The following is a 25,042-nucleotide window of genomic DNA, read 5'->3' as shown; positions in this document are numbered from 1 at the left end:
TTAAGCTCCGAATACGGCCGACAGTGTCACTACGACCAATCCCGCAAAAATGAGCGCGCCAAACCAGGAGGCTGCAGCTTTCCGGGTATCAGGATCTCCGTTTGACCACTTGCTATAGACTGAAATGGCACCAACAATGCCTATGATGGCGCAAACGGCGTACATCAAATTCGTTACGATCGTGAACGCTCCTCTGACCTGTGTTGCCGCCGTGCTCAACCCTTGAGTACTTAATCCTTGCGCCGGGGCAATATGTGCCACCAGTACGCCTGCCACAATTAACGCGATAAGTTGGGCCGCGCTAGTACCCCTCGATTGGTTAAAGCGATTTTGCATTGTTGAGTTGTTTTTACAGTTAAATGGACTCTAGAATCATAAAGGCGATGGCTATGAACAGCAAGCCACCCAACCAGGAAGCACTGGCCTTCCGTACGTCACTCTCTCCGTTTGACCATTTACTGTATACCGCAATGGCCCCCACAATTCCCACTATCGCTGCAACTGCTTGTCCAAGTCGGATCGCTCCCGCTCTAGCGTTCGTTATTTGCGTCGTTGCACCCTCAACTGCCTGTTTAAATTCATCTTGGGCGAGAATCTGTTGACTCAGTAGAAGCATCCCTACAATGCCTAAATTGCACAAAATTGCCTTCATTATATAATATACATATTGAAAATACGGTGCTAATATATATAGTATTTTAATTGGGGCAAAATTTTTTTAGGCTGTTAAGCTTTCAATCCGATCGAAGAGCGAGCCGTAATCAGGTTTAGACGTTTGCTCATGCTGTTTGAAAAGCCAATCTAATGCCTGGTCATTCTCAAGCTGATACGTATTGATCAATAGCCCTAGTTCTTGTTTTACAAAGCTTGTATCTGCGTTGCGTCGTTTGTTCAGTTGCGTCATTTTTCGTTGAACTGTACGTACTCGCTTTACATATTCGTTCAGCGGCACAAGTGGCTGTTCACTTTTTGATTCATCATCGTTTTCAAAGTCGACCAATGAAATAGATTCCTCATCCATCCAGCTGCACGTTTCGGGTATCTGATCCGTTTCGGCTGGATACTCCGTTTCGTTCATAGGTCCATCTTTCGGCATCAGGGTTGTGGCTGGCTCAATAATTGGTCCCTCCGTCTCTTCATCGATGCTGCTATCATCAGTTTCAAGGGCTTGTTGGTTTGTTGTTGTAAATCCACCCAGTAACTTCCCAAAGTTGGTTCTTGAACGGCCCAAGCCATTCTCAGCTGATATGGTGTTTTCTGATGAAGGTATTTCAGCCACTTCCCCCTTTTTAGATAGGGTTGTGCTCCTCCCCCACCATCCATACTCTTTTCCTAACCGGTAGCCCTGCCAGCCCGTCAGAGCTAGCAGGGATGCACTGATCCATAGTGTTATCATTCGTGTAGTTCGGCTTCTTTTTGTTGTACTGTTGTCCTCATCATCTCGATTTCAGCCTTATTGTCGCTGAAGTGCTGTCGGAATATATTCTCCATGATTTCCTGCATTGATACCTTGCTGCCTGTCAGGTCAGCGTATCGCTGTAAAAATGCGATATATGAATGTGAGCGTTTTGATATGTAAGCCACCTTTGTGGGCCTTTCAAACCCTTTAATAGGTTGTAAGTACGTGTTTGTGTATTTATCCACCTTTTTACCTAACGTTGCGGGCTCCTTTGATACTTTGCTTAAAACCTCAGTTTGTGATTGGATTGCCTCCTCCACTGTTGGCACAACCGGTGATTCATCAACTGGTTCATTTGCTAATGGTTGTTCTGATGGTGCTGACACCTCCATTGCAGTCACTTTCGGTTGCTGTTCGACTGGCGCGGTTTCATCCGCATTCCACCCGTAATTCTCCTGTAGCTTGCTGAGGTCAGATGAAGCCGTTGCCAGGTTAGCCATCGCCCGAAGGGATGCGTCGTCTAAGGTTTTCTTGTTTTTAGCCATGGCTTATCCTACTGGTTGAGTGATGTTAAGTAACTGATTTAATTCTCCAACCAGGTTTTTAACCTTGTCGCTCGGAAACAACGTAGAACGTTCCCGTTTCCAGGTTACTGAGTCACTTACCCGGTGTTCAAGTATCTTCACATTCCCTCGTTCCCGCACAATGTTTTCTATTCCCTGCATCAAGCTCGGATTTTCCGATTTCTTGTACTTGTTCCAGAGCATAAACAGCTGGTAGTCCGCTCCCTTTGCTTCCCTAAAGAGGTCGAAAAGGTCTAACGTTTGCAGTCCAGCTGTGAAGCTCATCTTGTCTGCTTCCATTGGTAGTATAACGTAATCCAACTGCGATGCCACCCGGTCGAAACCTTTGACGTTCATGGTACCAGGCATATCGATGAAGACTAGTTCATCTTCCCCCCTACCCTTTAGGTCGGTTAAGAACATAGCTAATTCCTCGAGTGAACCCTTGTAGACCTTGTACAACTCACGGTTCATCTCCGGGTATAGTGTTACATATAGACTTTGAATCTCTTCGTCGTTCTGGATGCTTGCTAATTCAGATCGGCGCGTTGCATCAAAAGAGTGCTGAGGGAAGTCAGCATCAATTACCGTTACCGGTTTCCCTACGGTAGTATGGTAGTAGGTGGCCAACAGCATAGTCAGTGTCGTTTTACCGACACCCCCCTTCTGGGTACATACGGAAATCAGTTTTGCCATTTTGGAAGCGCTTTTATGATTTATTGCAATTTTAAGAGAAATATATAAATGCTTATGTAATTATTAGTTAAGTTCTTTATTAAATACAATTAATAATTATTAAGTACAATTGATAGTAAGTCAATAAGATAGTAAATAAAACATTATTTTATATAATATCTAAAATAATATTTTATTTATGTAAAAATATAATATGACAATGCAAATTTACAATAACACCCTAAAACAATAAACTAATATTGTTGCACTATTATATTGTTGTTTATAAATAATGTGATATTGCAATACAGCTATAATATTATATTATGAGTTTATGATAAAATCACATTGCGAAGTAGAGGATTTAATGTATGATATTATAACAAGGTCATATTATTATAAGGCGTTAGTTTATAAGGCTGATTATTAAATACTTGCAGTGTATTTTTCTTGAAACACGTTACATCTCTGCGAACAGGACAAAATAAGAAAGGACAAGTTAAGTGGGTTCGATCTTAAATGATATGTTGTATTAAGCAAAACAACGGCACTTTGATAAAAGATAGAACATAAGCATATTTGTACTGGCCATCTGAATGCACAACACCTCACTAGGACGTATTTGCAAGATGTGTTTTGCTACCCGCGAAACTGCCCTGCTTTCATTCTCACTTATAACAGAATGGAAAATAAGTTGAAAATCAACGGTACGCAGTGTACAACGCAAAGGTGGAAAAAAGTAAAACAGGCCCACGTAAAGGGGGAAGACCTCCTAAAATCGATTCTGAGAGATCGACTATCAAACTTAATTGCTGGGTAACTCCCGTTGAGAATAGGCAAATACAGGCGAAATATGAGCAGACGAAGGCGGGCAGGAAGCTTGTGTTTGCCCAGTTTCTCAAGCAAGTATTGTTATCAGAGAAGCAAAGCAGGGGGCCGAAACCAGATGAATTGCTACTAACAATCATCATCAATTTACAGGAAAGGGGGCGCCAATTGCAGCTTATCGCTGAGATAATCGGAGAAGATCGGAAGGAGGAAGCCCAGTCTATTGTTGGCCATAAGCTAAGCGAAGAGCTTCTTAAGATTCAGGAAACCATTGAAAAGATCGCAGCATGGTTATACGAATCTTAACCGGAAAAGATGTAGCAGGAGCGTTCCGGTACAATGAGCAGAAAGTGGAGCAGGGAGAGGCCGAGCGTATCCAAATCGCCAACTACCCCGATAATGAGAAAGCCCAAAAATATGCGCGGTTTAGGCTTCAACTGCTCGAACAGTACGCTCGTCTCAATCCTGCTATTCAAAAACCATCGGTACATTTAGCCGTTGCGTTTCATCCCAAAGAAGTGGTAGAAGTCGATCAGCTGCAAGGGATAGGAGGTGAGGTAATGAGGGAAATAGGTTTTGGTAAACAGCCTTACCTGATGTACCAACATCATGATACGAAACACCCGCATATTCACGTGGTGAGCGTTGCGGTGGATGCAGAAGGGCGTAAAATCACGGATACATTCATCAAGAACCGTTTGCAAAAAGTACGTCGTCGACTCGAAACGAAATACGGTTTGGTGCAGGCCGAACGACCATTCGTGACTAGAGAGTCAGGTAGGGTAGCGGAGGAGTTAGGTGTTGAACAACATTCGACCAGGCTGACAGTTGAAGAGAAGGTAAAAAGGACATTGGAGACGTACTCATTTGGATCAGTGAACAGCCTTAAGCAATACTTGAGTTGTGAAGGGATTGTAGTGAATACGAAAGCTGGGCGTAGCCAATCAGGAATCACCTACCAACATATTAATCCAGGGGGTGCTAATAATCGACCCATAAAAGCAAGCAGTCTGCCAAGCCGCCCAACACATGCCAGGTTAACAGAACTATTCTCAAATCGAGTAGATCAACACAAAAAAGAGTGCAGAGCAATAGAAAGTCTGATTGAAAAGCGATTAGCCCTTTACCGAAGCTTGACAGAGACCGAGTTTAAACAGACGTTACGCCAACTCAGCATCGAAATACGAGAAACGGATGGAGCTTACCTCTACATAAGTACCCAGACCAGAGCTGTTATACACGAAGCCGAATTAGAAAAGCACTTCAGCAGGGAAGTGCTAGTGAAAGGCTTCTCAGAAAAGACGGAACGGAAACGTATTGAAAAGTCGAAACCAGTAATCCAAAGTTCTCATGATGCTGCCGTTCAAAAACAAAAGCAAGTTGCTACGAGTGAGACAAAAGCACATAAACGAGAAGCGACAGTGTTAACGGAATCAACGATCGTCCAAAGAAAGAAAAAGGTGATTGAAGAGAAAACCGAGAAGCATACGAAAAGCTCAGTAGTACTGGATCAAACTGGAGAACTGCCAGAAAAACCAGCAGGAGAGGAGCAGGTTCTGGGCCAAGTGAAGAAAAAACAGAAAAAAAATCTGATGCGAAAAATTCGTCAAACGTGAACGAATAATATATTATATATATGGATTGGGTTTGTGGAGTATCTATCTGAGCCTGTTTGCACACTTTTAGACATCGTGTTGATGAAAATAATATATATCATATATTAGCGAGAGGAATAACTTTGTATAACATTCATCGCTACGTCAACGTAAAATGGGAACGCAGGATAAAGAGTATAGGGGCATACTGAACATGCTCATTTTGATGTCGCTAGCTATGATTGGGTTTCATCTATACTTCTTCTGCTACGACACGCTACAATCGATAGGGTTCAGCTTTGCCCTGTTGGACAGATTCATCTTGAGTATTGACCGAGCAACCCACCTTTTTTCACATCCCATCTACTCCAAGCTAGCAGCCTTATTGCTACTTGGGATATGGACGTTTGGTAACAAAACGCGTAAGCAGCTAAACGTAACCTGGGCACATGTTACCCGGGCCAGTATTATTGGCGGGGCATTGTTATTGTTGAATGGAAAACTTCTTCGGGTGGCGTGGCTGTCAGCTGAGACCCGTAATGGAGCCTACTTATTAACAACGCTGATCGGCTATTTGCTGCTGATCAAGGCTGGCAGTTACGCAAATCAGATTCTGGGTGTGCAGATTGGAGAAGATGCGTTCAATGAAGAAAACGAGTCGTTCGAGCAAGAGGCAGAGTTGAAACAGAACGAATACTCAGTCAATATTCCAACAGAATACCATGTGAAGAAGAAGCTTCGGAAGGGATGGGTAAACGTGGTTAATCCGTTTCGGGCAACGTTGGTCATGGGTACGCCTGGGTCAGGAAAGTCGTTTGCTGTAGTCAATAACTTCATAAGGCAACATCTTGAAAAGGGGTTTACCATGTATATCTACGATTACAAATTTCCCGATCTGTCGAATATTGCCTACCATTACTTACAGAAAAACCGTCGGGCATTCAAACGGATGCCGACATTCTACGTTATCAACTTTGATGACCCCCGGCGATCGAATCGGTGTAACCCATTGCTGCCAGAGCTGATGTCTGATATTATTGACGCACAGGAAGCAGCAAGGACCATTCTTTTGAACCTCAATAAATCATGGATTCAGAAACAGGGGGATTTCTTTGTGGAGTCACCAATGAACTTTCTAACGGCCGTTATCTGGTACCTCAAAAAATACGATGAGCGTCGATTGCGAGGTCTGGCCCAGCAGGGGTTGCCAGATGACGGTCAACGCTACTGCACGTTTCCCCATATCATTGAATTTGCCGGGGCTGAATACCGCGAACTCTTCCCGATCCTGCAATCGGAACCCGAAATTGAAAACCTACTTAAACCCTTTGCCAGTGCCCTCAGAAATGAGGCTTATGAGCAATTAGAGGGGCAGATTGCTTCTGCGCGGATACCCCTTTCCCGACTCTCCAGCCCGGCGCTTTACTGGGTTATGACGGGTAATGATTTTAGCCTCGACATTAATAACCCGGACGATCCCAAAGTGCTATGTGTAGGCAACAACCCGGAACGTCAGGAAGTGTATGGAGCTGCACTGGGTCTCTTCAACGCACGACTGATCAAGCTCGTCAACAAGAAAGGCCGGTTGAAATCGTCACTAATCATAGACGAGTTACCCACAATTTATTTCCGGGGGTTAGACAATCTGATTGCGACCGCACGGAGTAACAAGGTGTCCACCTGTTTGGGCTTGCAGGACCTGAGCCAGTTAAAACGTGATTACGGTGATAAGGAAGCTACCACCATTTTCAATACGATCGGAAATGTGTTTTCGGGTCAGGTGCTGGGTGAAACGGCTAAAACAATGTCCAGCCGCTTTGGGAAAAATAAACAGGTTCGACACTCACTATCGTTCACGGAACGGGATACCAACTTGTCTATTTCCGAGAATCTGGATTCGGTGATACCTGAATCGAAAATCTCGAATTTGTCGCAGGGACATTTTGTCGGAGCGGTTGCTGACAACTTCGATGAGGCTATTAAACAGAAAATATTTCATGCCAGGCTGCTGGTAGAACCGGCGATGATTGCTGAATTAGAGCGGGTAAAGTCCATTCCGCCGGGTGCTGAATTTACCCAAATCTCTGACCATCAACTAAGTTATATGTTGGAGATAAATTACAACGGGGTAAAAAAGGATATTTCTGCGTTAATTCAAGCCGAAATTGAGCGGCTGACCAATGATCCAGCATTGAAGCACCTGGTCGAAAACCTGCAACCTAAAGATGAGTAATGACCGTATAACACCAGTAATGGAACAACTAGAAAAGGATAATGAAGCCTATGCAGCACTTGTAGCCCGGCGAATGGCTAAAGTACGTGAATTCCTGAAAATGAGTCAGCAGGAGCTAGCCGACGAGTTTGGCACCACACAGAATCTGATATATCGTCTGGAGAACGGGCTGAAAGTCTCGCGCGAAATGTTCACGCTTATTGCTCTCTACTACGTGAAAAGGCACAAGGTAAGTTACGAGTGGCTGTTCAATCCCGAGCAGGAGGAAGAGCCGAACGTACCTATGTTCACTAATGAAGTGGTCAAACGACAGCGTATTAATGACCAGCGCGAAGCCCAACGACTCGCCCTGCTTCATCAGTTCATGGAAGAAATCAGTAAGGTCGAGCAAAAGCCATAACAAATTGGTTGCTCAATCTCGCTTAATCGTTCCTTTTGTACTCTTTGGAATGAAACCTTGCCCGTCAGACCGATGTTGTTGTATTTGGGTTAGTTCGGCGCGGGCCAGCTTGATCCATAAAAAACAATACCGTTCGGGGTCAACAGGCTTGCCCTGAAATAGTATTGCATAGTGTAAGTGCGGTCCTGTAGAGCGACCCGTACTACCTACCTGTCCAACTAACGCACCTCGTTGGACGACATCCCGCTCATGGACCACATGGGTGGAAAGATGTCCATATATGGACTCATATCCCGTTGGGTGCTCAATACAAACGGCTAATCCCAATCCATCCATTTCCCGCTTTACCCATTTTACAACGCCAAAGGCGGTTGCATAAACTGGTGTGCCGGTGGGTTGAGCTATATCAAGGCCACTATGATGGCTAATAGTCCCGCCAATTGGGTGAGTCCGCCAGCCAAACTTACTCGTAACGTGATACTCCTGCCAGGATACTAATCGTAGGGGTGGTATAGCTGGTACATACTGTAACTGGTGGACAGGGTTTCTAACGGAATGTTTAGCCGCATTAGAGCCGTTAAAAATACTATCTGTGAAACAGGCCAGCATTGAGTCTATTTCCGGATTGATTACCGGTCCTCCTAGAGAGTTGTCACGTTGCAAGTTTACTATTGAATCGAAGCAGCTAACCCAAAATATGGCCCGGCCTTGCCGGTTTATTGACGTATCCAGGGGTAAAGCAGGAGTAGCGAAAAGGACCTGAGCCTGAAGGGACTTTGTGCACATTAGTAGAAGCGCGGTGCTTGCAGCCATGATCTTTACTTTCATGTTTAATATATATAATAAATTATTTATTATGAAGTTATATGAATAATATATAAAAACAATAATTTTGCCTGAAACAACACAAAATGCATATGGAGCCAATGCGTATTGCCGAAAGCACGGTAGAGCCTAAACCCAATGAGCGCACACGCCTGGAAGCTGAGCAACTACAGGAATTTGAGCGATTAGAAACGCAACAATATCAGCTGGTACTACCCGCACAATATGAACAGTTGAGGGGATACTTGGCCAATGATGGCTTACTGTCGGACGAGGAGATTACCCGATGCCTGTACGACGAGACGCTAAAAAAAGCAGACCTGGCTAAACGCGTTGAAGAGCGTACCCAAACAGCACCTGAAACCGACCGTGCTAAACTAACTGATTACCTGTGGGAGATCCATGAAACGGTAAAGGGTTTGCCGCTTTCGTTCATCGATCCAAAAGAGACGTACCGCATTGATGTAGTCAATACGCCCGGGCGTATAGCTGAAGCCGAATCTCGTAATGAACAAGTAGGGGAGTTGGGTACGCCATTAATGCGTAGTCAGGTAAGTCCTGTGACATTACACCTGGACATTAATGGTGGGTTTCTAGCCAACTTCCTGCACAATGCTCAGCTTAACCATGAGCAGATGAGCCGATTTATTACCGATCTGGAACGTCAACATAAAGAACTGAAAGGCCAGCTCCAGAGCAATGACCGTCTTCAGCCAATCCAGGAAGTAGGTTCTGAAAAAGTCAAACCTGTCGAGACTCCATCATTTCAGTTACTCCAGGAATCTGGCCCCTCTTTAACCGCCTGGCAACGTCTGCGGCAGTCCGTAAGTGACTGGATTGCGCCAGCAAAAGCAATGCCTGACAACCGGGAACCCTATGACATAGCACGCCAACCGGACTCTTACACAAAACCGTCTCTGGTAGGGGAACGACTGGGAACTGTCAACCAGGCAGATGCACAAGTTCCCCAATCTACAATCGCCCAAACTTCCCAAGGTCATATCAGCTCATTTGCTGAGGCACCAGCTATAACTGAGGGGCATCTGTCTGCTGAAAGTCCATCGGTTAATACGGCGATGGAACGTAAGCTAGCGACCGATGGAGCGACCACAACTGCCGGCATATCGCTTCAATCGACTACTCAATCAATTGTAAATAATCAGACTCAAGTTATATCCATGAACGAGACAAACACTCCGGGCGTAGAGGTACCCGTAATGGGTCGGCCAACTCGCTACCAGTGGGCAGAAGTTGCCGCTCAATTCGAAAAGGTTGGGGTGACCCGGCAAGATTTAGAAAAAGCTGGCCACCTTGATGATTTGCTCAACGGTAGAAAGACCGAGTTGATGAAGCTGACGCAGGCGGGTGAGGAAGGTAAACCCTTTCAAATAGCTGGGAAACTGTACATCGTCAATACGCCAGACAATGGGCCAATTGTCGGTATACAGCCGGAGCGTAAGCAATTGCTGCTACCGAAAGAATTTCTCGGCTATGAGTTGACAGCCCATGACAAGCAAAATCTAGAAAAAAACGGGGAGATGGGTAAGCGGGTAGACCTGACCGACAAAATCACTGGCAAGCCGTTCGTGGGATACATTGGCGTTGATAAAGATACGAAAAGCCTGACTGTCCTTCGGGCCGAGCGCCTACACATCCCGCAGACGATCAAAGGGGTAACACTGACTAAACCGCAGCAAAAAAACTTAGAGCATGGGCGAGCCATCAAGCTGGAAGGTATGACTGGTAACAATGGTCAAACCTTCAACGCTTATGTGCAGGTTTCGGCGGCCAAACGCTCGCTTACATTCGCTAAAATCCCAGATAACGCAGTCAAACAGACGGTCGATCAGAAGACAGCCCAGGACCTGACCAAACCCGTACACCAACTCAAAGGAGATGGGGCTGGCGGTAAGAAAACGATTCAGCCAAAAGAAGAACTAAAGCAGGCAGCCGCACAACGGGTCGAAGCACCCAAGCCAGCCAAACAGAAAAAACAGGACGCGCAGAAGCCACTAGGGGAGGAGGCTAAACCCAAGAAAGTGAAAAAGCAGAAAGGGCCAAAAGTAGGGTAAACTAAGATTATAGTTGTATGCATGAAGGACCGAAAGTCACAGCGCAAGTGAGGGCTTCAAGGGCACAGCAGGTGCTTGATCTGGTAGGGGAGGCCATTCTTAAAGAGATTCGCCAAGTACTAATCAGCGACGAACCTGTGGGGGAGCCGATCCGGTATGTATCGGAAATTGATTCAACTAGTCAGCCGCCTTCAATCGAATTGAGATTTGAGAATACGTCTCATACCCAGCATCTGTATCAGTGCTTACCAATTGATCCACAGATTGATGTGTATTGTGCTTTATCCTCATCAATTCGTTACACGATAAATCAGTACAAACCTTCTGACATACGAAAGGAACGGGAGGCAGAGGTATACATTTTTAACGACCAATCTGCCGTCGTATTGATTGAGGAAAAGTATCGACGAGACGAACCGCTTTTTTTCCCTACGCTCAGGGCCATAAGCTGGAAACAACCTGTGCTCTTAGTTGGTGATCCCGATTGTCCTACAGAAATGAATCTTTACCGGTTGGGTTATCGGGAAGCTATACGCACCATTGAAACTATACTTTATAGTCACTATGACCCGAGCATGCCACTAGTTGGCTACGGGTATGTTGGAAGTCAATTTCACGTAACAGTTTTCAATAAAGGGGAATCACCCAAAGTCGTGACTGTCGTTGGTACTTTACGGGGTACAGGTCAGTTTGTGGACCTGCGTCAGGCAAAACTTGTTTCGGGTGAATCGTTGGTTGGATCACCGGTAGCTGAAAAGCCAGTAGTAAGCCATCTACTCCAGCCATTGGTAGTGGAAACTCGATACCCTGATTCACTGCTCGAACAGGCTAACCGTCAGTTTGCTGTCGAGCTAACCGGGGAGAACGCAAAGCGATTGCTCAATGGCCAAAAAACGGATGTCGTCACAACAGGTGATGGCAATACCGGTAAGCTATATGTGTTAAATACGCCAGACGACGGCCCACAACTTGTACTTCAGGACGTTCAGCAGAAGTTGACACTCAAAGAAAGTTACCTGGGGCATATCTTCTCTGAAAAGGATAAAGCTAATCTTCATAAGTACGGCGACATGGGCCGGGTAGCCGAACTAATCGACAAGCAGAGTTGCCAAAAGTTCACCGGCTTCATTGGCGTTGACAAAGACACGAAGACACTTACGGTACTTCGTGTAGATGTGATTCGACCGAAAATTGAGCGGATGTCCCATTTGAAAGGTGTAACGCTCAATGGCCTGCAAAAACAGCGGCTGATTGAGGGAAAGGCCGTTCGGCTCGATAACATGACCAGTAAAGCCGGTACATCTTTTTCGGCTTACGTGCGTGTCTCAGCGGTAAGCCGAGGCCTACGTTTCGACCACATTCCAACCGCTACATCCGAAAAAAATGGTTCGATCACCGCATCTGACTCCGGCGGTAAAAACAATGAAAGTAAGAGCGAAACAGCAAACGCTCCTCGGGCAAAGCGGGCATCTAAAGCAAATTCCTAAGCAACTTCTCTCAACGTTATAACCAACTAACATACACGTATGCTAACTACAAAGCCGCAGTTATCCGACTACAAGCAGCAGATTGACCTGGTGCAGTTTCTGGAGACAGAAGGTTTCACGAAGGACCGGCGAAAATCGACCCGGCGCTGGCCAGTGCTTGAAAACGCCGAAGGTCGAAAGCTCATCATCGGCAACAATCAAAAAACAAACGAATACTTTTATTATAACCCAGAGGACCGCTGTGATCGGGGGACGATTGTTGATTATGTAATTGATAAACTGCACATCGACACGGCAACAAGGGAGGGCTGGCAGCAGCTTCACGAGTTTATTGGCCGGTACACGGGTGATTTATCACACCTTGCTAATAGCCGTTCCACTGGTACGGTTGAAAGTCAACCGCCCGCTGAAGCAACCCGAAGTAAAGCCATGTCTCATTACTTCAGGCTTGATCCGTTGACCAACACGGATTATCTCTTGGAAAAGAGGGGCTTGACAGTCGATACAATTGGCCACCGGGCGTTCATCGGTAAAATTTTCAACAAAACGTTCATTAGTAAGAAAACAGGGGAAACGGTCATCAACACAGTATTTCCTATGGAGAGTGAACAGGGCATTACGGCTATTTTACTGAAAAACGACAGTCCTACGGGTTTGGTCAATGGACATACATGGGGCGAACGCCTAGAGAGCATCTGGGTATCGAACCTGCCCAAAGGCCATCAACCCAAAGAAATGCTGATTTGTGAAAGTCCGATTGATGCCTTGTCGTATCATCAGCTTCACCCACCGAAGGAACCCTACGACCGGGTCTATGTGGCTACTGGTGGGCAACCTTCTTCACTTCAGCCCCTTACCGTACAACGGTTAATTGACCGGGTGAAGCCGGAGCAAGTAATTCTGGGACACGATAATGATAACAGCGGCATTCGCTTCAATATTGGCTGGTCAGGTCGACTTCAACTTCCAGGCCAATCCATTGAGCAGGCGAATCACCAATTGAGTATCAATCACAACAAACACAGTAACATTTTATCAATTGACGTATATGGGTTACCGGTTGAAGAAGCAAAACGGCAGGTGTACCTTGAATCACTACAAGAAAAAGTGTTGACAAGCTTAAACAAAGGGTACACACCGGACATGAATCGAGCGACGGCGGATGCTATTGTGCATCAGGGAAACCATTGTTTGCTGACCATTCACTTGCCCAACCACCGCCCTATGCTGACCCGAATTGAAAAACTGGCCATCGAATGGCGGGGTCTAACCGACAAACTGGTTGTCAAACGCCCCTTTGCTAAGGATTGGAACGAAGAGCTTCAAACGCAAAAAGCAAATGTCGAGAGGTCTCAACCCACTTTGAGGAACACACCTTCTAAAGCTACACCACAAAAATTAATGTAATTACTTGATAACCAAATTAACAGCTATTGACTTGATGCCAATGCTTGACTAAATAAAACATGGATGCTGAGCAACAAATGGACATGCAGAGTGGGTACGTTGCGCACGAACAGTATGAGCGATTAGTAAGTGACCTCATTGACCGCATCAACGTTGCTTCGGAGGAAGTGAGCTTATCAAAGCTTGACAAACTGACCATTAGCTTTGGCCTAAAGCTTTTACGATTTGAGCTGGCAAAGGAGGCTGATTTAATGCAAGAATAACCCTTAAACGAACGGCGAACGAAAGGGAGCGGAGGGTTGACTTATATTGCTGTTTAACAGGTAGATAGCCTTGTTTTATGCCTATTTAGCTGTATCTTTATAGTGTTCCTATTGCGCGGCACCGACGTGTTACTTCGGGCAAAGACAATGCAAGCGTTAGCGAATGCCTCTGTTGTTGGGTCGCCGGTTGGTCCCTTTCAGATTGTTGATACTGAAACGGGTGAAGTTGTAGACAAATACCTGTACATTCCAGGTAATCCCAAACAGTACCGATTCGACGCCAAAGAGGGCAAGTTCTTCATCCATTATGATGAGAACAATATCGAAAAGCTAAGTTCATCGCTATCGTTTCAGCCCATCGCCTGGCGTATCTTTTCGGATGACATTTTGGGTCAGGGGCTGAAAATATGGGCTGAATTATTTTTCATTGACGAGGCCGATTGCGTTTCGGAAATTTTGTTTCACGGTTACAGTGTGGCCAACCTGGAGCGACTTATAACCCCCTTGGTCTATAACCGTATCAAACTCATTGAAGTGGTGCTGACGGTGAATGCGGATAAGCGGGAGAATAACAAAATACAGCCCAAAGGCATATACTACATCGCGTCATTTACCTACAAACCCGCTGATAAAGCCATTACGCAGGAAATGACCGATTACGTGCAGACAGTTAACCTGTACCGTCGTGAGACGCTCACCAAGACAGGGAAAACGCAGGTAGCTAAAAACGTATTCAACCCGTTTGTGGATCTGCTTCCCGAACCCGAGCCAAGCGAATTGCAGGAAGAAGCAACCGAACAGACTGCATTGGCCTGATGCGAATTGAGCTGGACCCTATTGTCCAGCTCTTCTTTACTTTTTATTGATTCTGTGCGGCTCCGTCATGTTATAGCGGGCACTTACGAATGGCAACGAAACCCGTTCCCTCTCCTCAGCAACCAGTACCGGTATTTCTGATCGACGCTACTAATAAGCAGGTGCGTCCGGTTTCACATGATGGCTCATTAGATCAGTTTTATAAGTGGATTGATTGTGACACCATAGATTATACGGCCCACCAACCTGATGGAGACGGTATTTTCTGCAATGACCTTCTCCCTGATGATTCTTACCAAGTAGCTTTCAGGCTGCGTTCTACCGGACAGATTATTTTCGGTAATGGAGTATGGACGGGTAGTAATGGGGAGGGTGATACGGTAACTCCCGACGCAACTCTAGTGGAGGTAACTGCCGAAATTGAGTTTTTAGGCCCAATAGCCTACAAACCTGCGCCCATTTATGTGTTTTCATGGTAAATGATCACGGCCGTCTTAGCAGAAAGACGGCCGTGATTTTAACTCCTTATCAAAGATGACTAAGTTGTTAAAAATTGACCCCTATCTGGAAAAGGTATATCCCGTTGACATAGACGATTCACTGGTCGACGTTTGTCGACAAATTGGGGCTCGTCGGCTTACAATTGCCGGACAACAATCAATCGGTACAGACGACTGTTCTGATGCTGCCTATTGCGATGATGAAGCGCTCTACACGGAACCTCTGCCGCCTGCATTTCGCTTAAGGACGACTGGCCACATTATATATGGGTGTGCCCTCTGGCATCGGGTAACGCAGGAGGGGAGTCTGCAGGCACCGGCCTGGACCCAATCGGAATTAACTGACCAGGTGGAATTTATAGGATTTACTTCTCTTGCATCTGCGCAGGCAAATCGGTCTATGCTCGATGACGAAAGCTTGCCTTTAGAGGAGCCTGATGGGGACTAACCAAGAGATACAAGTTTTGGCTAGTATAATATGTATTTTATATTATAACTATTAAATTTAATGTGAAATACATATTTTTGAAAATCAATTAGTCGTTGTCCTCAACATGAAAAACATGAAATCAGACGAAAAAACAGTCCAGGCTTACCAGGTTGGCGATATAGTTTGGACAACTGAATCTTTTGGCCCGAATCCCGCAGGCAGTATGGGTATTGTTTACGAAACGTATCCTGATAACGGGGTGCCTGAGTCCGAAATAGTCAGCATCTTATTGACAAACGGGCATGACATTGGCAGCTTCAATCATGCAGAGCAGACAGAAAGTCTAACGTGGTTGGCTCATGTGGACATTGCATATGCTTATAGTAGCCCCAATCAACTCATGACAGATTTTCGTGACGGCTATTTTAATCAGGCTTTTGCTGAAGCACGAGCCGTTGCCGATCAGGTTGGTGTGAGCAGCTTGGCTTAAGCATAAAATAGGGGTTAGTGTACTTCAACCAGTTGAATAAACCCGATGGAGATTATTCTAGCAGAGTTCAGTAGTTGTCCTTATTTCTTTGTCAATAACCAGCTTACTGAACTGTGCGACTGGTTCACAAAGGGAGCTCATGTACTTGCATCCAATTATGCTATTGGCGGATTGTTGATCGCATTTTTGCTGCTGATCGGTTTATTGCGAGTAAGTCAGGAATAGGCCGCCGATTGTTTAACTGTCCGGCTCCGGGATGTTACACCGGGCACGTAGAATGATTACTAAGTTGCCAGACAAATTGAGTCCGCACGAAACCAACCGCCTGTTTTCTATTCTGGCTTCCCATTTTGACCATGATCGGATATCGATGGTTGGAGCATCCAAGGGTGGACAAAACAGAAAACGACTATCCCTACTCCGTTCATACGCCCGTTATCCGTCAGTCTCTTGCACCAAATGGCGTATATTTGGCAAGGCCGCTATAGGCCGAGCCTATATTATGCCTGGCTGGAATCGCCGATTTATGGAGCAGGAGACTTCTTTAAACAACTTACAGACTAACCAATCTGCCATTGCCTTTGCGGTGGTAGATGATTACCGAATTTTGCTGGATAACGCACAGGCTGTTGTTCATTTTTACGAAGGAAGAGGAGATTGGGGAAGACTAGTCAAAAGCGTACCGATTGAAAAATGGTCGGGAGACTGGTTAATCAGGACCATCGGTCGATTCTTTCGGCTCAATTACCAGTTAAGTGACGATAAGGTAATTGCATCCGTACAGAGGAATGGGTATCTGACCGTACATGTAAAGCACCGCTTTGGTGGAGCCATTCTTTATCAGCGTGCATTAAAGACCGAATTCTGGGACTATTGTGTAAGCTACAGGGGAGAGCTAGGATTTGGGTTAACGGTTCATGCAGCCATAACTGATTTGCGAAGCAAGCTGGCTGCTCGAACAAACGTCGAACAAGTTGAAATAACGCTCCAACTTGGCTCATCCAGTCGATTTACCCAGCACCAGTTGGAAGCCTTTTGTGAAGTTAATGGTCTAATGCCAGGTAGTCGCTACACACGTCAGCATCTTCGTCAAGCTATTCTGCGTCAGCGAAAAATGAACTGTGAACAGTTCCGCAACCAACTTGCTTACTTCGATATTCGGATCAACTGTAAATAGTCCCTAGCATGAATCGTAAAACCCCAAATAGACCATTTGCGGCTGATTATACGTATACCGTTGAAGGAAACATCATTGCAATCATTGATCTTGATATTGGTAACAGGAGCGTCACGAACGACATGAATTATGTATTAGCAGAAATCCGTGCTGAGGTAGGTGATCTGTCGGGTTGCAGCGTCATTTGCCGAGATAGTATGGGACATTAGGACGGTGTTCGAATGGGCAATAATTCTGTTCATTTTTACGGGCTCGGTGAGGCTGAAAAGCAGAGCGCGATGAGTAGATTATTGCATTTACTCGATCAATAATACATTCTGCATAAAAGAGAGTTTTACTAAAATGGCTAGATAAAGTTCTAGTTGGTTATGGTTTAAACAAATTGGAGGTTTAATTGAACGATTCTTGAGCAGGGAAAAGAATATCGTTTCTAATAAGCGTCAATTATGAACCGTCGCATGTGTTCGCCATTTGACAAAAGCATTAAAATACTTTTAGTTTATTTAATTGGTATTAATATAGATACGAATCTATTAAATTTTTAACTAGTTGCATATTCGTTTATTGAAAAAATCTAATAATTATTTTAATGTCGGATGTAAATTGATATCCCAATTTTTTGGAATATTTCTATCTAAACATAGTAAAATCAAGTTGATTAACTCAATGGCAACGTTCCCGATAACGATTGCATTGAAAAAAACAATAAAATATTTGTTAAGTATAGTAGTAGAGTGGATATTAAAAGGATCAACGCTAGTTTATTAAAAGGGATGAAAAAGGGGAATTCTTGTAAAAATACAAATTTGTCATTGTTACTTTTTTCTTGCTTTTCTTAGGCAATAGTTGATTTAAGTAATCATCTTTTCTCTATATATTGTGAATTATAAATCGCTACCGGACGAACTATTGGTTATTTATCTCAGAAACGGAGATCAAAGTGCTTTTCGGGAGATTTACCAGCGGTATTGGAAAAAACTCTACAATGTTGCCCGGCGCAAACTTCAAGATCTGAATGCTGTAGAAGAGCTTGTCCAGGATATCTTCCTGCGCTTGTGGGAACGCCGTGGATCGTTACGAATCGATCGGTTAGATGCCTATTTGTTTACCGCTATTCGATACGCTATTATTAATCATATCAAGGCAACGCTGGTTAAGGAAAAATACGCGGGCTATGCGTTTGCCTCCTACAACGAAGCATTATTTACGACAGACGAGCAAATGGATCTGGACGAATTGATGAATGCCGTGGAGCGGCATTTAAATGATTTACCAGAAAAGACCCGTCAAATATTTCGCCTGAATCGCCTGGAATGCCAGACTGTCAAAGAGATTTCTTCCCAACTGAAAGTTCCGGAGCGGACGGTCGAATACCACATTAGTCAGGCCATCAAAACGCTCCGTCATTACCTCCGCGATTACTTGTTGATCAGTCTGTTTATGAATTTATTCCTGTGAAGCCAGGTAGTGATGCTTGCTTCAATACCATTGCATACTATAATTTTTTCGAGGAATATACTCATTTTTGAGCCCATATGTTGCACTTTTCGGCTAATCAATAAAACTATTTGCGGCATTCGCCCTGCTTAGTTGACTTACCTGGTAGAAACTAGGACTACAAGTCACATGAGCCGGAAGAAATTTGGGCAACTTTTACAAAAGTATCTACGCGGTGAATGTACACCCCAGGAAAAGCTATTTGTTGAACATTGGTACGGCCTGCTGGAAACCGAAACTGGTGAGTCAGGTCAGGAAATAGATTTAGCTGAGTTAGAAGGTCGTCTGTGGAATCAGATACAACAAAACATGGATGCCCACGAACTGGGTGACGAGACGCCGGTTGTACCAATCCGAGCAGTTAGCTATCGTTGGCTAAGTATTGCTGCATCACTCATTTTGGTTGGTATCTGGTTCTATGCCAAGCAACCCATTGATCTGAAATCCATTTATCCGCTCACCACCAATTCGCAAACGGACTGGACTGAACGATCAAACAACTCAGCCCAACCCCTGGCGATACGCCTGGAAGATGGGAGCACCGTTCAACTGGCGCCTAAAAGTTCGCTTCGATTTCCTAAACGCTTCGCCGTCGAAAACCGAACGGTGTACCTGACGGGCGATGCATTTTTCTCGATCCAGAGGATGCCATCCCGCCCGTTCTACGTCCACACCGATAAGGTTGTGACAAAAGTATTAGGCACCAGCTTCTTTATTCGAACGCTATTGACTAATAAGCAAGTACGAGTGGAAGTCGTTACAGGTCGGGTTACAGTATACAAAGAGGAAGAGGAGAAAGAACCCTCACCAAATAGGGTTGTTCTGAGTCCCAATCAGACGGCTACGTTTTTTAGTAAAGAGGAACACTTCGTAACGGGACTCGTCGATTCACCCAAACTTATCAAGCCAGTAGTCAGTGACCAGAAGCCATTGACATTTCAGTTTGATGATGCACCGCTGGCGGAAGTTCTGGCAACGCTCGAACAGGCGTATGGAATCAAGATCGAAGTTGAAAACGATCAGCAGAAAAACTGTCCGCTTACCGCCGATCTGACTAATCAGCCACTCTACACACAATTAGATATTATCTGCGCAGCACTAAAATCCACATACGAAATTCAGGGGACCACAATCCTGATCAACGGAAAGGGATGCATTTAGTAACCAGTTCATCAGTACAATAAATGATTTTTTATACTCCACTTGCCTATGAACTGACTGTCTTCAATACGCGCGTTTTCAAGAAAACGCTGGTCATGCGATCAACATGAACCAGCGCCGAATTGCTCCAAATTTCATCGGCGGAAAGACTGCGAATCGTACGCCGATTGAACGGATTATTTTGTCGATTAACCATCTAACAAAACCCTTAAAAGTATGAAAAAAAGAGAACCTGTACGCACAGGCTACTCGCCGAGCCGACCTGCTACCCTGCTGATGCGGCTTCTGAATTTATCGCTTGCCCAACTCTTTCTGCTGGTAGCCTGTCCAAGTTTTTCGTTCTCCTTTGATAGTCATGGCCAGGAGTTAATGAGCCGAACCGTTACGCTCAAAGTCGAAAACCAGCGGCTCCGCGTAGTGCTTTCGCAAATTGAACAGCAGACGGCTGCCCGTTTCGTGTACAGTTCAAAGTCGATCAACATCAATCAGCCAATAACAATTGCCGTTACCGAAAAACGCTTGAACGAAACGTTAATCGATCTACTTAGACCACTGAAATTGACGTATCGGCTGGTGGGCGGGCAAATTGTGCTGGAAGCCGATTCTGAATCACACACAAGTATCGGTGTAGGTAGCGAAGCGGCTGACCGCGCGATATCGGGTACTGTAACCGACGAGAAAAAAGCGGGGTTACCGGGCGTAAGTGTTGTCGTGAAAGGGTCTAATCGCGGTTCGACAACGGACGCAAATGGACAATTCAAGCTAACGATACCGGATGGAAATGGCGTCGTATTGACGTTTTCGTTTGTTGGCTATCAGAGTCAGGACGTACCGGTGGGTAATCAGACAAGTATTAGTGTGTCGATGGTCCCCGACGTTTCTGCACTGGACGAAGTCGTGGTGATTGGATATGGCGCGGTTCGTAAAAAAGACCTGACTGGCTCCGTTGTTCAACTCAAAGGCGAGCAACTTAAGGAAATTCCGACCGCTAACGTTCTGGAAGCGGCTCAGGGCAAAATTGCCGGTGCCGACATCACCCGAAGTAGCGGCCAGGCGGGTGCCCGGGTGAACATCTCGATTCGCGGCAACCGCTCCATTGGCGGCAACAACTCCCCCCTGATCATTGTGGATGGTATTCAGTACAACAATCTGGAGGATATCAACTCCAACGATATCGAAACGATGGATGTGCTGAAAGATGCTTCGTCTACGGCTATTTACGGTTCGCGGGGGTCGAACGGGGTTATTCTGATCACTACCAAAAAAGGCAAGACAGGCAAGCCAGACATATCCTTTAATGCCTATTCCGGAATTTCGCAGGCAACGATGTATCCGAAGGCGATGGATATCACCGCGTTCCGGGATTTCAAACGGGAAGCATGGCGGGCGGGTGGTGTCTGGAAAAGTCCGGCCGATGACGCAGCTATTTTTACGAACGTAGCTGAATACGATGCCTTACAAAAAGGGATCTGGACTGACTTTCAGGATGCGCTGATTCATAATGGCCTGCAGCAGGATTATCAGGTTGGTATTCGAGCGGGTACTGACCGATTGAAGTCGTACGTATCAGTCGATTATTTTAATGAAAAAGGCATTCTAAAACTGGATGAGCTAAAACGCTATACAGGCCGATTAAATGTCGATTTTACGATTAACGACTGGATGAAAATCGGTCTGCAAAGTCAATTGACCTATTATAACCAGAGCGTTCGGCGAGATCCGCTAAACCAGGCTAATAAAATCAGCCCGCTCGGATCACTGTACGACGCTAATGGCAATTTTAACTACATCATGTTGGATGGCCAAACGGCTAATCCACTCTCCGACGAACAGCCCAATGTATTTAATAACACGGTGTTGACGACCCGCGTGTTAACGAACGGCTACCTGGAGTTAACGCCCCTTAAAGGCTTGATGATTCGGAGCACGTTTGGCGTTAACATGACTTCCGTGCGGGATGGAGCGTATTCGTCGCCGAAATCCATTGACCGCTCCCTCACCGGCAAATCCCTGGCGACTTACAATACCAGCAGTGGACGTAGCCTTAACTGGGAAAACGTAGTCACCTATCAGCGAACGTTTGGCCAGCACGCTCTAACACTGACGGGTATTGGCAGTTACCTGAGCAATTCATCCGACAATGCATCGGCTTCGGGTGTCAATCAGCTACTACCGTCGCAGTTGTTCTATTCCATTGGCAGCGCCACCGAAGAAATCAAGATCAATTCGGCTTACTCGCAAAACAATCTGGTGTCATTTGCCGGCCGGTTGAATTATGCTTACCGGGATCGGTATCTGTTAACGGTAACGGCTCGTGAAGACGGTTCGTCGAAACTGGCCGCTGGTAACAAATGGACGTTCTTCCCATCGTCCGCTTTTGCGTGGCGCATTATTGAAGAGAAGTTTATGCAGGGTGTCAAAGGGCTAAGTGATCTGAAACTACGGGCTAGCTACGGTGTGGCCGGTAATGATCCCTCAGGGCCGTACGCTACCCAGACGACGCTGACCCGGATCGCCTTTGGCTATGACGAAGCAGCCGCCCCCGCCTACACATTCTCCCGCAACGTTGGCAACATGGCCCTAGGATGGGAGTTATCGTATACAAAAAATATTGGGCTTGATTTTGGGTTGTTCAGTGGCCGCATCAATACCTCCATTGATTATTACGATACCCGAACGCAGGACCTGTTGCTGGACCGTGGATTGCCGCCAACTACCGGCGTAACGACTGTAAAGCAGAACATTGGCAAAACGCGGAACCGGGGTGTCGAAGTCACACTGGGAAGTACCAATATCCGGACGCCAAATCTGAGCTGGACCAGCAACGTCACCTTCACCAGAAACAAGGAAGAGATTACCGAACTGGTTACGGGCAGCAACGATATTGGCAATGGCTGGTTTGTCGGTTCGCCCATTAGCGTGTACTACGATTACGAAAAACTAGGTATCTGGCAAACGCCTGAAGCTGAGGCAGCCGCAAAACTTTCGCCAACACAGCTACCGGGCGAAATCAAAGTTAAAGATCAAAACGGCGACGGTAAGATCGACGCTGTTAACGACCGGATTATTCTGGGAACACCCCGCCCTAAATGGAGTGGTGGTCTCGATAACACCGTCAAATTCAAAGGGTTTGATCTGAATATATTCCTGTATGCTCGAATCGGGCAGATGATCAACTCCGACCGCTCGGCCCGTTTCGACCAGCAGGGCGTTGGCAACAGCACGGCTGGTCTGGACTATTGGACACCCGAAAATCCGACCAATGCATACCCGCGACCCAACAAAAACGGTGGTTTGAAATACCTCTCTACCCTGGGATACGTAGATGGCACTTTTGCCCGGATTCGGAATATTACGCTGGCCTACAACGTGCCGGTGAAAGTACTCCCAAAGGTCATTCGCGGAGTTCGGCTCTATGTGACGGGCAAGAACCTCGTCACATTCACCAAGCTGAACTACGACCCGGAGCGGGGTGGTTCTGAAAACTTCCCCATGACCAAGCTTTATGTATTTGGCCTGAACGTCAATCTATAACCCAAAAATAGTAAATCGATCATGAAGGCATTCCTTAAAAAAGCGGGAATATTGACACTGTCTCTCCTTACCCTTTTCTCGTGCAAAGATGCTCTGGAGGAGTACAACCCCAGTGGCCTGACCGCCGAAACCGTGTACACAACACCCGAAGGCTTTGAAACCTTGGTCAATGCGGCCTACTCGTATCAACGCTGGTGGTATGGGAAAGAAGAAGGCTATAACATCGCCGAAACGGGTACCGATATCTGGACGAGTGGAACCGGGGAGGTTTATCGCGATTTGACCCAATACCTCAATCTTCAGGGAAGCAATGCCGCCCTGGCAAACGAATGGCGGGAGTTTTACGCTGCGATTAATCTTTGCAACGGCGGCATAAGCCGGATCGACAAAGCTGGCCTGTCGGCCACGCTACGACCCATTCGTGAAGGCGAACTGCGGTTTCTGCGGGCTTTTTATTACTGGCACATTGTTGAAACCTGGGGTGGTGTTCACTTCACGACGCAGGAAACGAACGGCATCGTTTCCACGGCCAATCGAACGCCCGTAGAAACGTTCTACAATCAGATCTTCGAGGATTTAAAAATAGCTGTAGCGAACCTGCCCGCCACTCAGCCACAATACGGGAAAGTGACAAAGGGTGCTGCTCAGGCTTTTCTGGCCCGTATGTATCTAACGCGTGGCATGAATAAAGAAGCGCTGGAGATGGCGCAGGCTGTCCTGGCAAATACGAACTATAAGCTGGAAGCCAATTACGCTGACCTGTGGAAAATGAGTAATCTGAAAACCAAAGAAGCCATTTATGTGGTGGATTACTCAACGAACCTGGCGCTTAATGATCTGGTCAACACCACCTTCAATCCCTATGGCCACGGGCGGGGGAGTAACAACGCACACCTGCTGTTTCTGATGAAATACGACGACCGGCCCGGCATGACGCGTGACATCCAGAACGGGCGTCCGTTTAACCGCTACATGCCAACGCGCTTCCTGCTCGATCTCTATGGCGATAACGACGCCCGCTACGAGGGATCATTTACCGAGGTGTGGTTTGCCAATGCGACCTCCCGCCCGGCGGGTATGAATCTGGGAGATACGGCCGTTTACTGCAGCCGTAAGGAGATTCCGGATGCGTTTGAAGCGACACGAAAATATCAGACGTATGATCGGAGTAAGATTTATAATGCCAACGGAACGGCGAAAGACAATCTGCGCTACCCCAGTCTGTCGAAATTTATGGATCCTACCCGCGCCAGTCTGAATGAAGCCCAGAGCGCCCGCGATGTGTTTGTGATCCGACTGGCAGAAGTTTATCTGATTGCTGCCGAGGCTCAGATGAAAATCGGTAACCTACAGGCTGCGGCTGATTATATCAATGTTTTGCGCACCAGGGCCGCAAAAGCGGGGAGAGCAGCGGCTATGCAAATTACGTCGGCTCAGGTTACACTCGATTTCATTCTGGACGAACGCGCTCGTGAGCTGGCTGGCGAGCAAATCCGCTGGTTCGATTTAAAACGTACTGGCAAACTACTGGAACGCATTCGGGCCTATGCTCCCGACAATGCAGTCAACCTTCAGGACTTCCAGGTGCTACGGCCAATTCCACAAACACAGTTGGATGCCATCACTAACAAGACGGAGTTTACGCAAAACCAGGGTTATCAGTAGGATTTATTTGGAACCGTACTGGGGG

24 protein-coding genes are annotated in these 25,042 nt (G+C 46.1%); 18 read left to right on the top strand and 6 right to left on the bottom strand.

The window, feature by feature from the left end; all coding sequences use genetic code 11:
* The 5 genes from ACYVK4_RS11380 to ACYVK4_RS11360 all read right to left on the bottom strand — a co-directional run bounded on the left by ACYVK4_RS11380 (position 1) and on the right by ACYVK4_RS11360 (position 2,658).
* Positions 1-336, bottom strand: a complete 336-nt coding sequence (locus tag ACYVK4_RS11380; protein WP_461127629.1) for a DUF4134 domain-containing protein — start codon at positions 334-336, stop codon at positions 1-3.
* Between the two features lie 19 nt (positions 337-355).
* Positions 356-616 (bottom strand): DUF4134 family protein, encoded by a 261-nt coding sequence (locus ACYVK4_RS11375; protein WP_461127668.1) that lies wholly within the window; start codon positions 614-616, stop codon positions 356-358.
* A 102-nt stretch (positions 617-718) separates the two neighbouring features.
* The gene (locus ACYVK4_RS11370; RefSeq protein WP_461127628.1) at positions 719-1,396 is read right to left on the bottom strand and encodes a hypothetical protein; all 678 of its coding nucleotides are present in this window, start codon (positions 1,394-1,396) and stop codon (positions 719-721) included.
* Positions 1,393-1,944, bottom strand: coding sequence for a DUF3408 domain-containing protein (locus ACYVK4_RS11365; protein WP_461127627.1), 552 nt, complete (start codon positions 1,942-1,944; stop codon positions 1,393-1,395). The genes ACYVK4_RS11370 and ACYVK4_RS11365 overlap by 4 nt, the downstream gene beginning before the upstream one ends.
* 3 nt (positions 1,945-1,947) lie before the next feature.
* Entirely contained in the window at positions 1,948-2,658 is a 711-nt protein-coding gene (locus ACYVK4_RS11360; protein ID WP_166693933.1) for a ParA family protein, read from the bottom strand.
* A 693-nt stretch (positions 2,659-3,351) separates the two neighbouring features.
* Here ACYVK4_RS11360 and ACYVK4_RS11355 point away from each other — a divergent pair.
* The 4 genes from ACYVK4_RS11355 to ACYVK4_RS11340 all read left to right on the top strand — a co-directional run bounded on the left by ACYVK4_RS11355 (position 3,352) and on the right by ACYVK4_RS11340 (position 7,693).
* A complete protein-coding gene (locus ACYVK4_RS11355) occupies positions 3,352-3,771 on the top strand; it encodes a hypothetical protein (RefSeq protein ID WP_461127626.1) in 420 nt (139 codons plus the stop codon).
* A complete protein-coding gene (locus ACYVK4_RS11350; protein ID WP_461127625.1) occupies positions 3,753-5,081 on the top strand; it encodes a relaxase/mobilization nuclease domain-containing protein in 1,329 nt (442 codons plus the stop codon). The genes ACYVK4_RS11355 and ACYVK4_RS11350 overlap by 19 nt, the downstream gene beginning before the upstream one ends.
* A gap of 154 nt (positions 5,082-5,235) precedes the next feature.
* On the top strand, positions 5,236-7,293 hold the full coding sequence (mobC, locus tag ACYVK4_RS11345) for a conjugal transfer protein MobC (protein WP_461127624.1): 2,058 nt from the start codon (positions 5,236-5,238) through the stop codon (positions 7,291-7,293).
* A 19-nt stretch (positions 7,294-7,312) separates the two neighbouring features.
* Positions 7,313-7,693 (top strand): helix-turn-helix domain-containing protein, encoded by a 381-nt coding sequence (locus ACYVK4_RS11340; protein WP_461127623.1) that lies wholly within the window; start codon positions 7,313-7,315, stop codon positions 7,691-7,693.
* A 12-nt stretch (positions 7,694-7,705) separates the two neighbouring features.
* Here the strand turns inward: ACYVK4_RS11340 and ACYVK4_RS11335 are convergent, their stop codons facing one another.
* Positions 7,706-8,302, bottom strand: coding sequence for a M23 family metallopeptidase (locus tag ACYVK4_RS11335; protein WP_461127622.1), 597 nt, complete (start codon positions 8,300-8,302; stop codon positions 7,706-7,708).
* A 302-nt stretch (positions 8,303-8,604) separates the two neighbouring features.
* Here ACYVK4_RS11335 and ACYVK4_RS11330 point away from each other — a divergent pair, with 302 nt between their 5' ends.
* The 14 genes from ACYVK4_RS11330 (at position 8,605) to ACYVK4_RS11265 (ending at position 25,017) form a co-directional block, all read left to right on the top strand.
* Entirely contained in the window at positions 8,605-10,590 is a 1,986-nt protein-coding gene (locus tag ACYVK4_RS11330; protein ID WP_461127621.1) for a DUF3945 domain-containing protein, read from the top strand.
* A 17-nt stretch (positions 10,591-10,607) separates the two neighbouring features.
* Complete coding sequence (locus ACYVK4_RS11325) at positions 10,608-12,077, top strand: DUF3945 domain-containing protein (RefSeq protein WP_461127620.1); 1,470 nt, start codon at positions 10,608-10,610, stop codon at positions 12,075-12,077.
* Positions 12,078-12,116: 39 nt separating this feature from the next.
* Positions 12,117-13,484, top strand: coding sequence for a toprim domain-containing protein (locus ACYVK4_RS11320; protein ID WP_461127619.1), 1,368 nt, complete (start codon positions 12,117-12,119; stop codon positions 13,482-13,484).
* Positions 13,485-13,543: 59 nt separating this feature from the next.
* Positions 13,544-13,747, top strand: a complete 204-nt coding sequence (locus ACYVK4_RS11315; RefSeq protein ID WP_461127618.1) for a hypothetical protein — start codon at positions 13,544-13,546, stop codon at positions 13,745-13,747.
* Positions 13,748-13,894: 147 nt separating this feature from the next.
* A complete protein-coding gene (locus tag ACYVK4_RS11310) occupies positions 13,895-14,563 on the top strand; it encodes a hypothetical protein (RefSeq protein WP_461127617.1) in 669 nt (222 codons plus the stop codon).
* 89 nt (positions 14,564-14,652) lie between these two features.
* Positions 14,653-15,042, top strand: a complete 390-nt coding sequence (locus ACYVK4_RS11305; protein ID WP_461127616.1) for a hypothetical protein — start codon at positions 14,653-14,655, stop codon at positions 15,040-15,042.
* A 55-nt stretch (positions 15,043-15,097) separates the two neighbouring features.
* Complete coding sequence (locus ACYVK4_RS11300; protein ID WP_461127615.1) at positions 15,098-15,511, top strand: hypothetical protein; 414 nt, start codon at positions 15,098-15,100, stop codon at positions 15,509-15,511.
* Positions 15,512-15,626: 115 nt separating this feature from the next.
* Complete coding sequence (locus tag ACYVK4_RS11295) at positions 15,627-15,983, top strand: hypothetical protein (protein WP_461127614.1); 357 nt, start codon at positions 15,627-15,629, stop codon at positions 15,981-15,983.
* Between the two features lie 277 nt (positions 15,984-16,260).
* Positions 16,261-17,160 (top strand): hypothetical protein, encoded by a 900-nt coding sequence (locus ACYVK4_RS11290; protein WP_461127613.1) that lies wholly within the window; start codon positions 16,261-16,263, stop codon positions 17,158-17,160.
* 8 nt (positions 17,161-17,168) lie between these two features.
* Entirely contained in the window at positions 17,169-17,369 is a 201-nt protein-coding gene (locus ACYVK4_RS11285) for a hypothetical protein (RefSeq protein WP_461127612.1), read from the top strand.
* Positions 17,370-18,039: 670 nt separating this feature from the next.
* The gene (locus ACYVK4_RS11280) at positions 18,040-18,618 is read left to right on the top strand and encodes an RNA polymerase sigma factor (RefSeq protein WP_461127611.1); all 579 of its coding nucleotides are present in this window, start codon (positions 18,040-18,042) and stop codon (positions 18,616-18,618) included.
* Between the two features lie 168 nt (positions 18,619-18,786).
* Complete coding sequence (locus ACYVK4_RS11275) at positions 18,787-19,818, top strand: FecR family protein (RefSeq protein ID WP_461127610.1); 1,032 nt, start codon at positions 18,787-18,789, stop codon at positions 19,816-19,818.
* A gap of 216 nt (positions 19,819-20,034) precedes the next feature.
* On the top strand, positions 20,035-23,352 hold the full coding sequence (locus ACYVK4_RS11270; protein WP_461127609.1) for a TonB-dependent receptor: 3,318 nt from the start codon (positions 20,035-20,037) through the stop codon (positions 23,350-23,352).
* 21 nt (positions 23,353-23,373) lie between these two features.
* Positions 23,374-25,017: a RagB/SusD family nutrient uptake outer membrane protein gene (locus ACYVK4_RS11265; protein ID WP_461127608.1), complete on the top strand. Its 1,644-nt coding sequence runs from the start codon at positions 23,374-23,376 to the stop codon at positions 25,015-25,017.
* Positions 25,018-25,042 lie beyond the last annotated feature (25 nt).

The sequence above is a fragment of the Spirosoma aerophilum genome, from assembly GCF_054782495.1.
The sequence above is the reverse complement of the archived record's forward strand: the minus strand, read 5'-3'. Positions and strand labels throughout refer to the sequence as shown.

Bases quoted from the DNA above. Each gene is read 5' to 3' on its own strand.
- ACYVK4_RS11380 (WP_461127629.1), bottom strand. From the start codon at position 336: ATGCAAAATCGCTTTAACCAATCGAGGGGTACTAGCGCGGCCCAACTT.
- ACYVK4_RS11375 (WP_461127668.1), bottom strand. From the start codon at position 616: ATGCTTCTACTGAGTCAACAGATTCTCGCCCAAGATGAATTTAAACAG.
- ACYVK4_RS11370 (WP_461127628.1), bottom strand. From the start codon at position 1,396: ATGATAACACTATGGATCAGTGCATCCCTGCTAGCTCTGACGGGCTGG.
- ACYVK4_RS11365 (WP_461127627.1), bottom strand. From the start codon at position 1,944: ATGGCTAAAAACAAGAAAACCTTAGACGACGCATCCCTTCGGGCGATG.
- ACYVK4_RS11360 (WP_166693933.1), bottom strand. From the start codon at position 2,658: ATGGCAAAACTGATTTCCGTATGTACCCAGAAGGGGGGTGTCGGTAAA.
- ACYVK4_RS11350 (WP_461127625.1), top strand. From the start codon at position 3,753: ATGGTTATACGAATCTTAACCGGAAAAGATGTAGCAGGAGCGTTCCGG.
- mobC (WP_461127624.1), top strand. From the start codon at position 5,236: ATGGGAACGCAGGATAAAGAGTATAGGGGCATACTGAACATGCTCATT.
- ACYVK4_RS11340 (WP_461127623.1), top strand. From the start codon at position 7,313: ATGGAACAACTAGAAAAGGATAATGAAGCCTATGCAGCACTTGTAGCC.
- ACYVK4_RS11335 (WP_461127622.1), bottom strand. From the start codon at position 8,302: ATGCTGGCCTGTTTCACAGATAGTATTTTTAACGGCTCTAATGCGGCT.
- ACYVK4_RS11330 (WP_461127621.1), top strand. From the start codon at position 8,605: ATGCATATGGAGCCAATGCGTATTGCCGAAAGCACGGTAGAGCCTAAA.
- ACYVK4_RS11325 (WP_461127620.1), top strand. From the start codon at position 10,608: ATGCATGAAGGACCGAAAGTCACAGCGCAAGTGAGGGCTTCAAGGGCA.
- ACYVK4_RS11320 (WP_461127619.1), top strand. From the start codon at position 12,117: ATGCTAACTACAAAGCCGCAGTTATCCGACTACAAGCAGCAGATTGAC.
- ACYVK4_RS11315 (WP_461127618.1), top strand. From the start codon at position 13,544: ATGGATGCTGAGCAACAAATGGACATGCAGAGTGGGTACGTTGCGCAC.
- ACYVK4_RS11310 (WP_461127617.1), top strand. From the start codon at position 13,895: ATGCAAGCGTTAGCGAATGCCTCTGTTGTTGGGTCGCCGGTTGGTCCC.
- ACYVK4_RS11305 (WP_461127616.1), top strand. From the start codon at position 14,653: ATGGCAACGAAACCCGTTCCCTCTCCTCAGCAACCAGTACCGGTATTT.
- ACYVK4_RS11300 (WP_461127615.1), top strand. From the start codon at position 15,098: ATGACTAAGTTGTTAAAAATTGACCCCTATCTGGAAAAGGTATATCCC.
- ACYVK4_RS11295 (WP_461127614.1), top strand. From the start codon at position 15,627: ATGAAATCAGACGAAAAAACAGTCCAGGCTTACCAGGTTGGCGATATA.
- ACYVK4_RS11290 (WP_461127613.1), top strand. From the start codon at position 16,261: ATGATTACTAAGTTGCCAGACAAATTGAGTCCGCACGAAACCAACCGC.
- ACYVK4_RS11285 (WP_461127612.1), top strand. From the start codon at position 17,169: ATGAATCGTAAAACCCCAAATAGACCATTTGCGGCTGATTATACGTAT.
- ACYVK4_RS11275 (WP_461127610.1), top strand. From the start codon at position 18,787: ATGAGCCGGAAGAAATTTGGGCAACTTTTACAAAAGTATCTACGCGGT.
- ACYVK4_RS11270 (WP_461127609.1), top strand. From the start codon at position 20,035: ATGAAAAAAAGAGAACCTGTACGCACAGGCTACTCGCCGAGCCGACCT.
- ACYVK4_RS11265 (WP_461127608.1), top strand. From the start codon at position 23,374: ATGAAGGCATTCCTTAAAAAAGCGGGAATATTGACACTGTCTCTCCTT.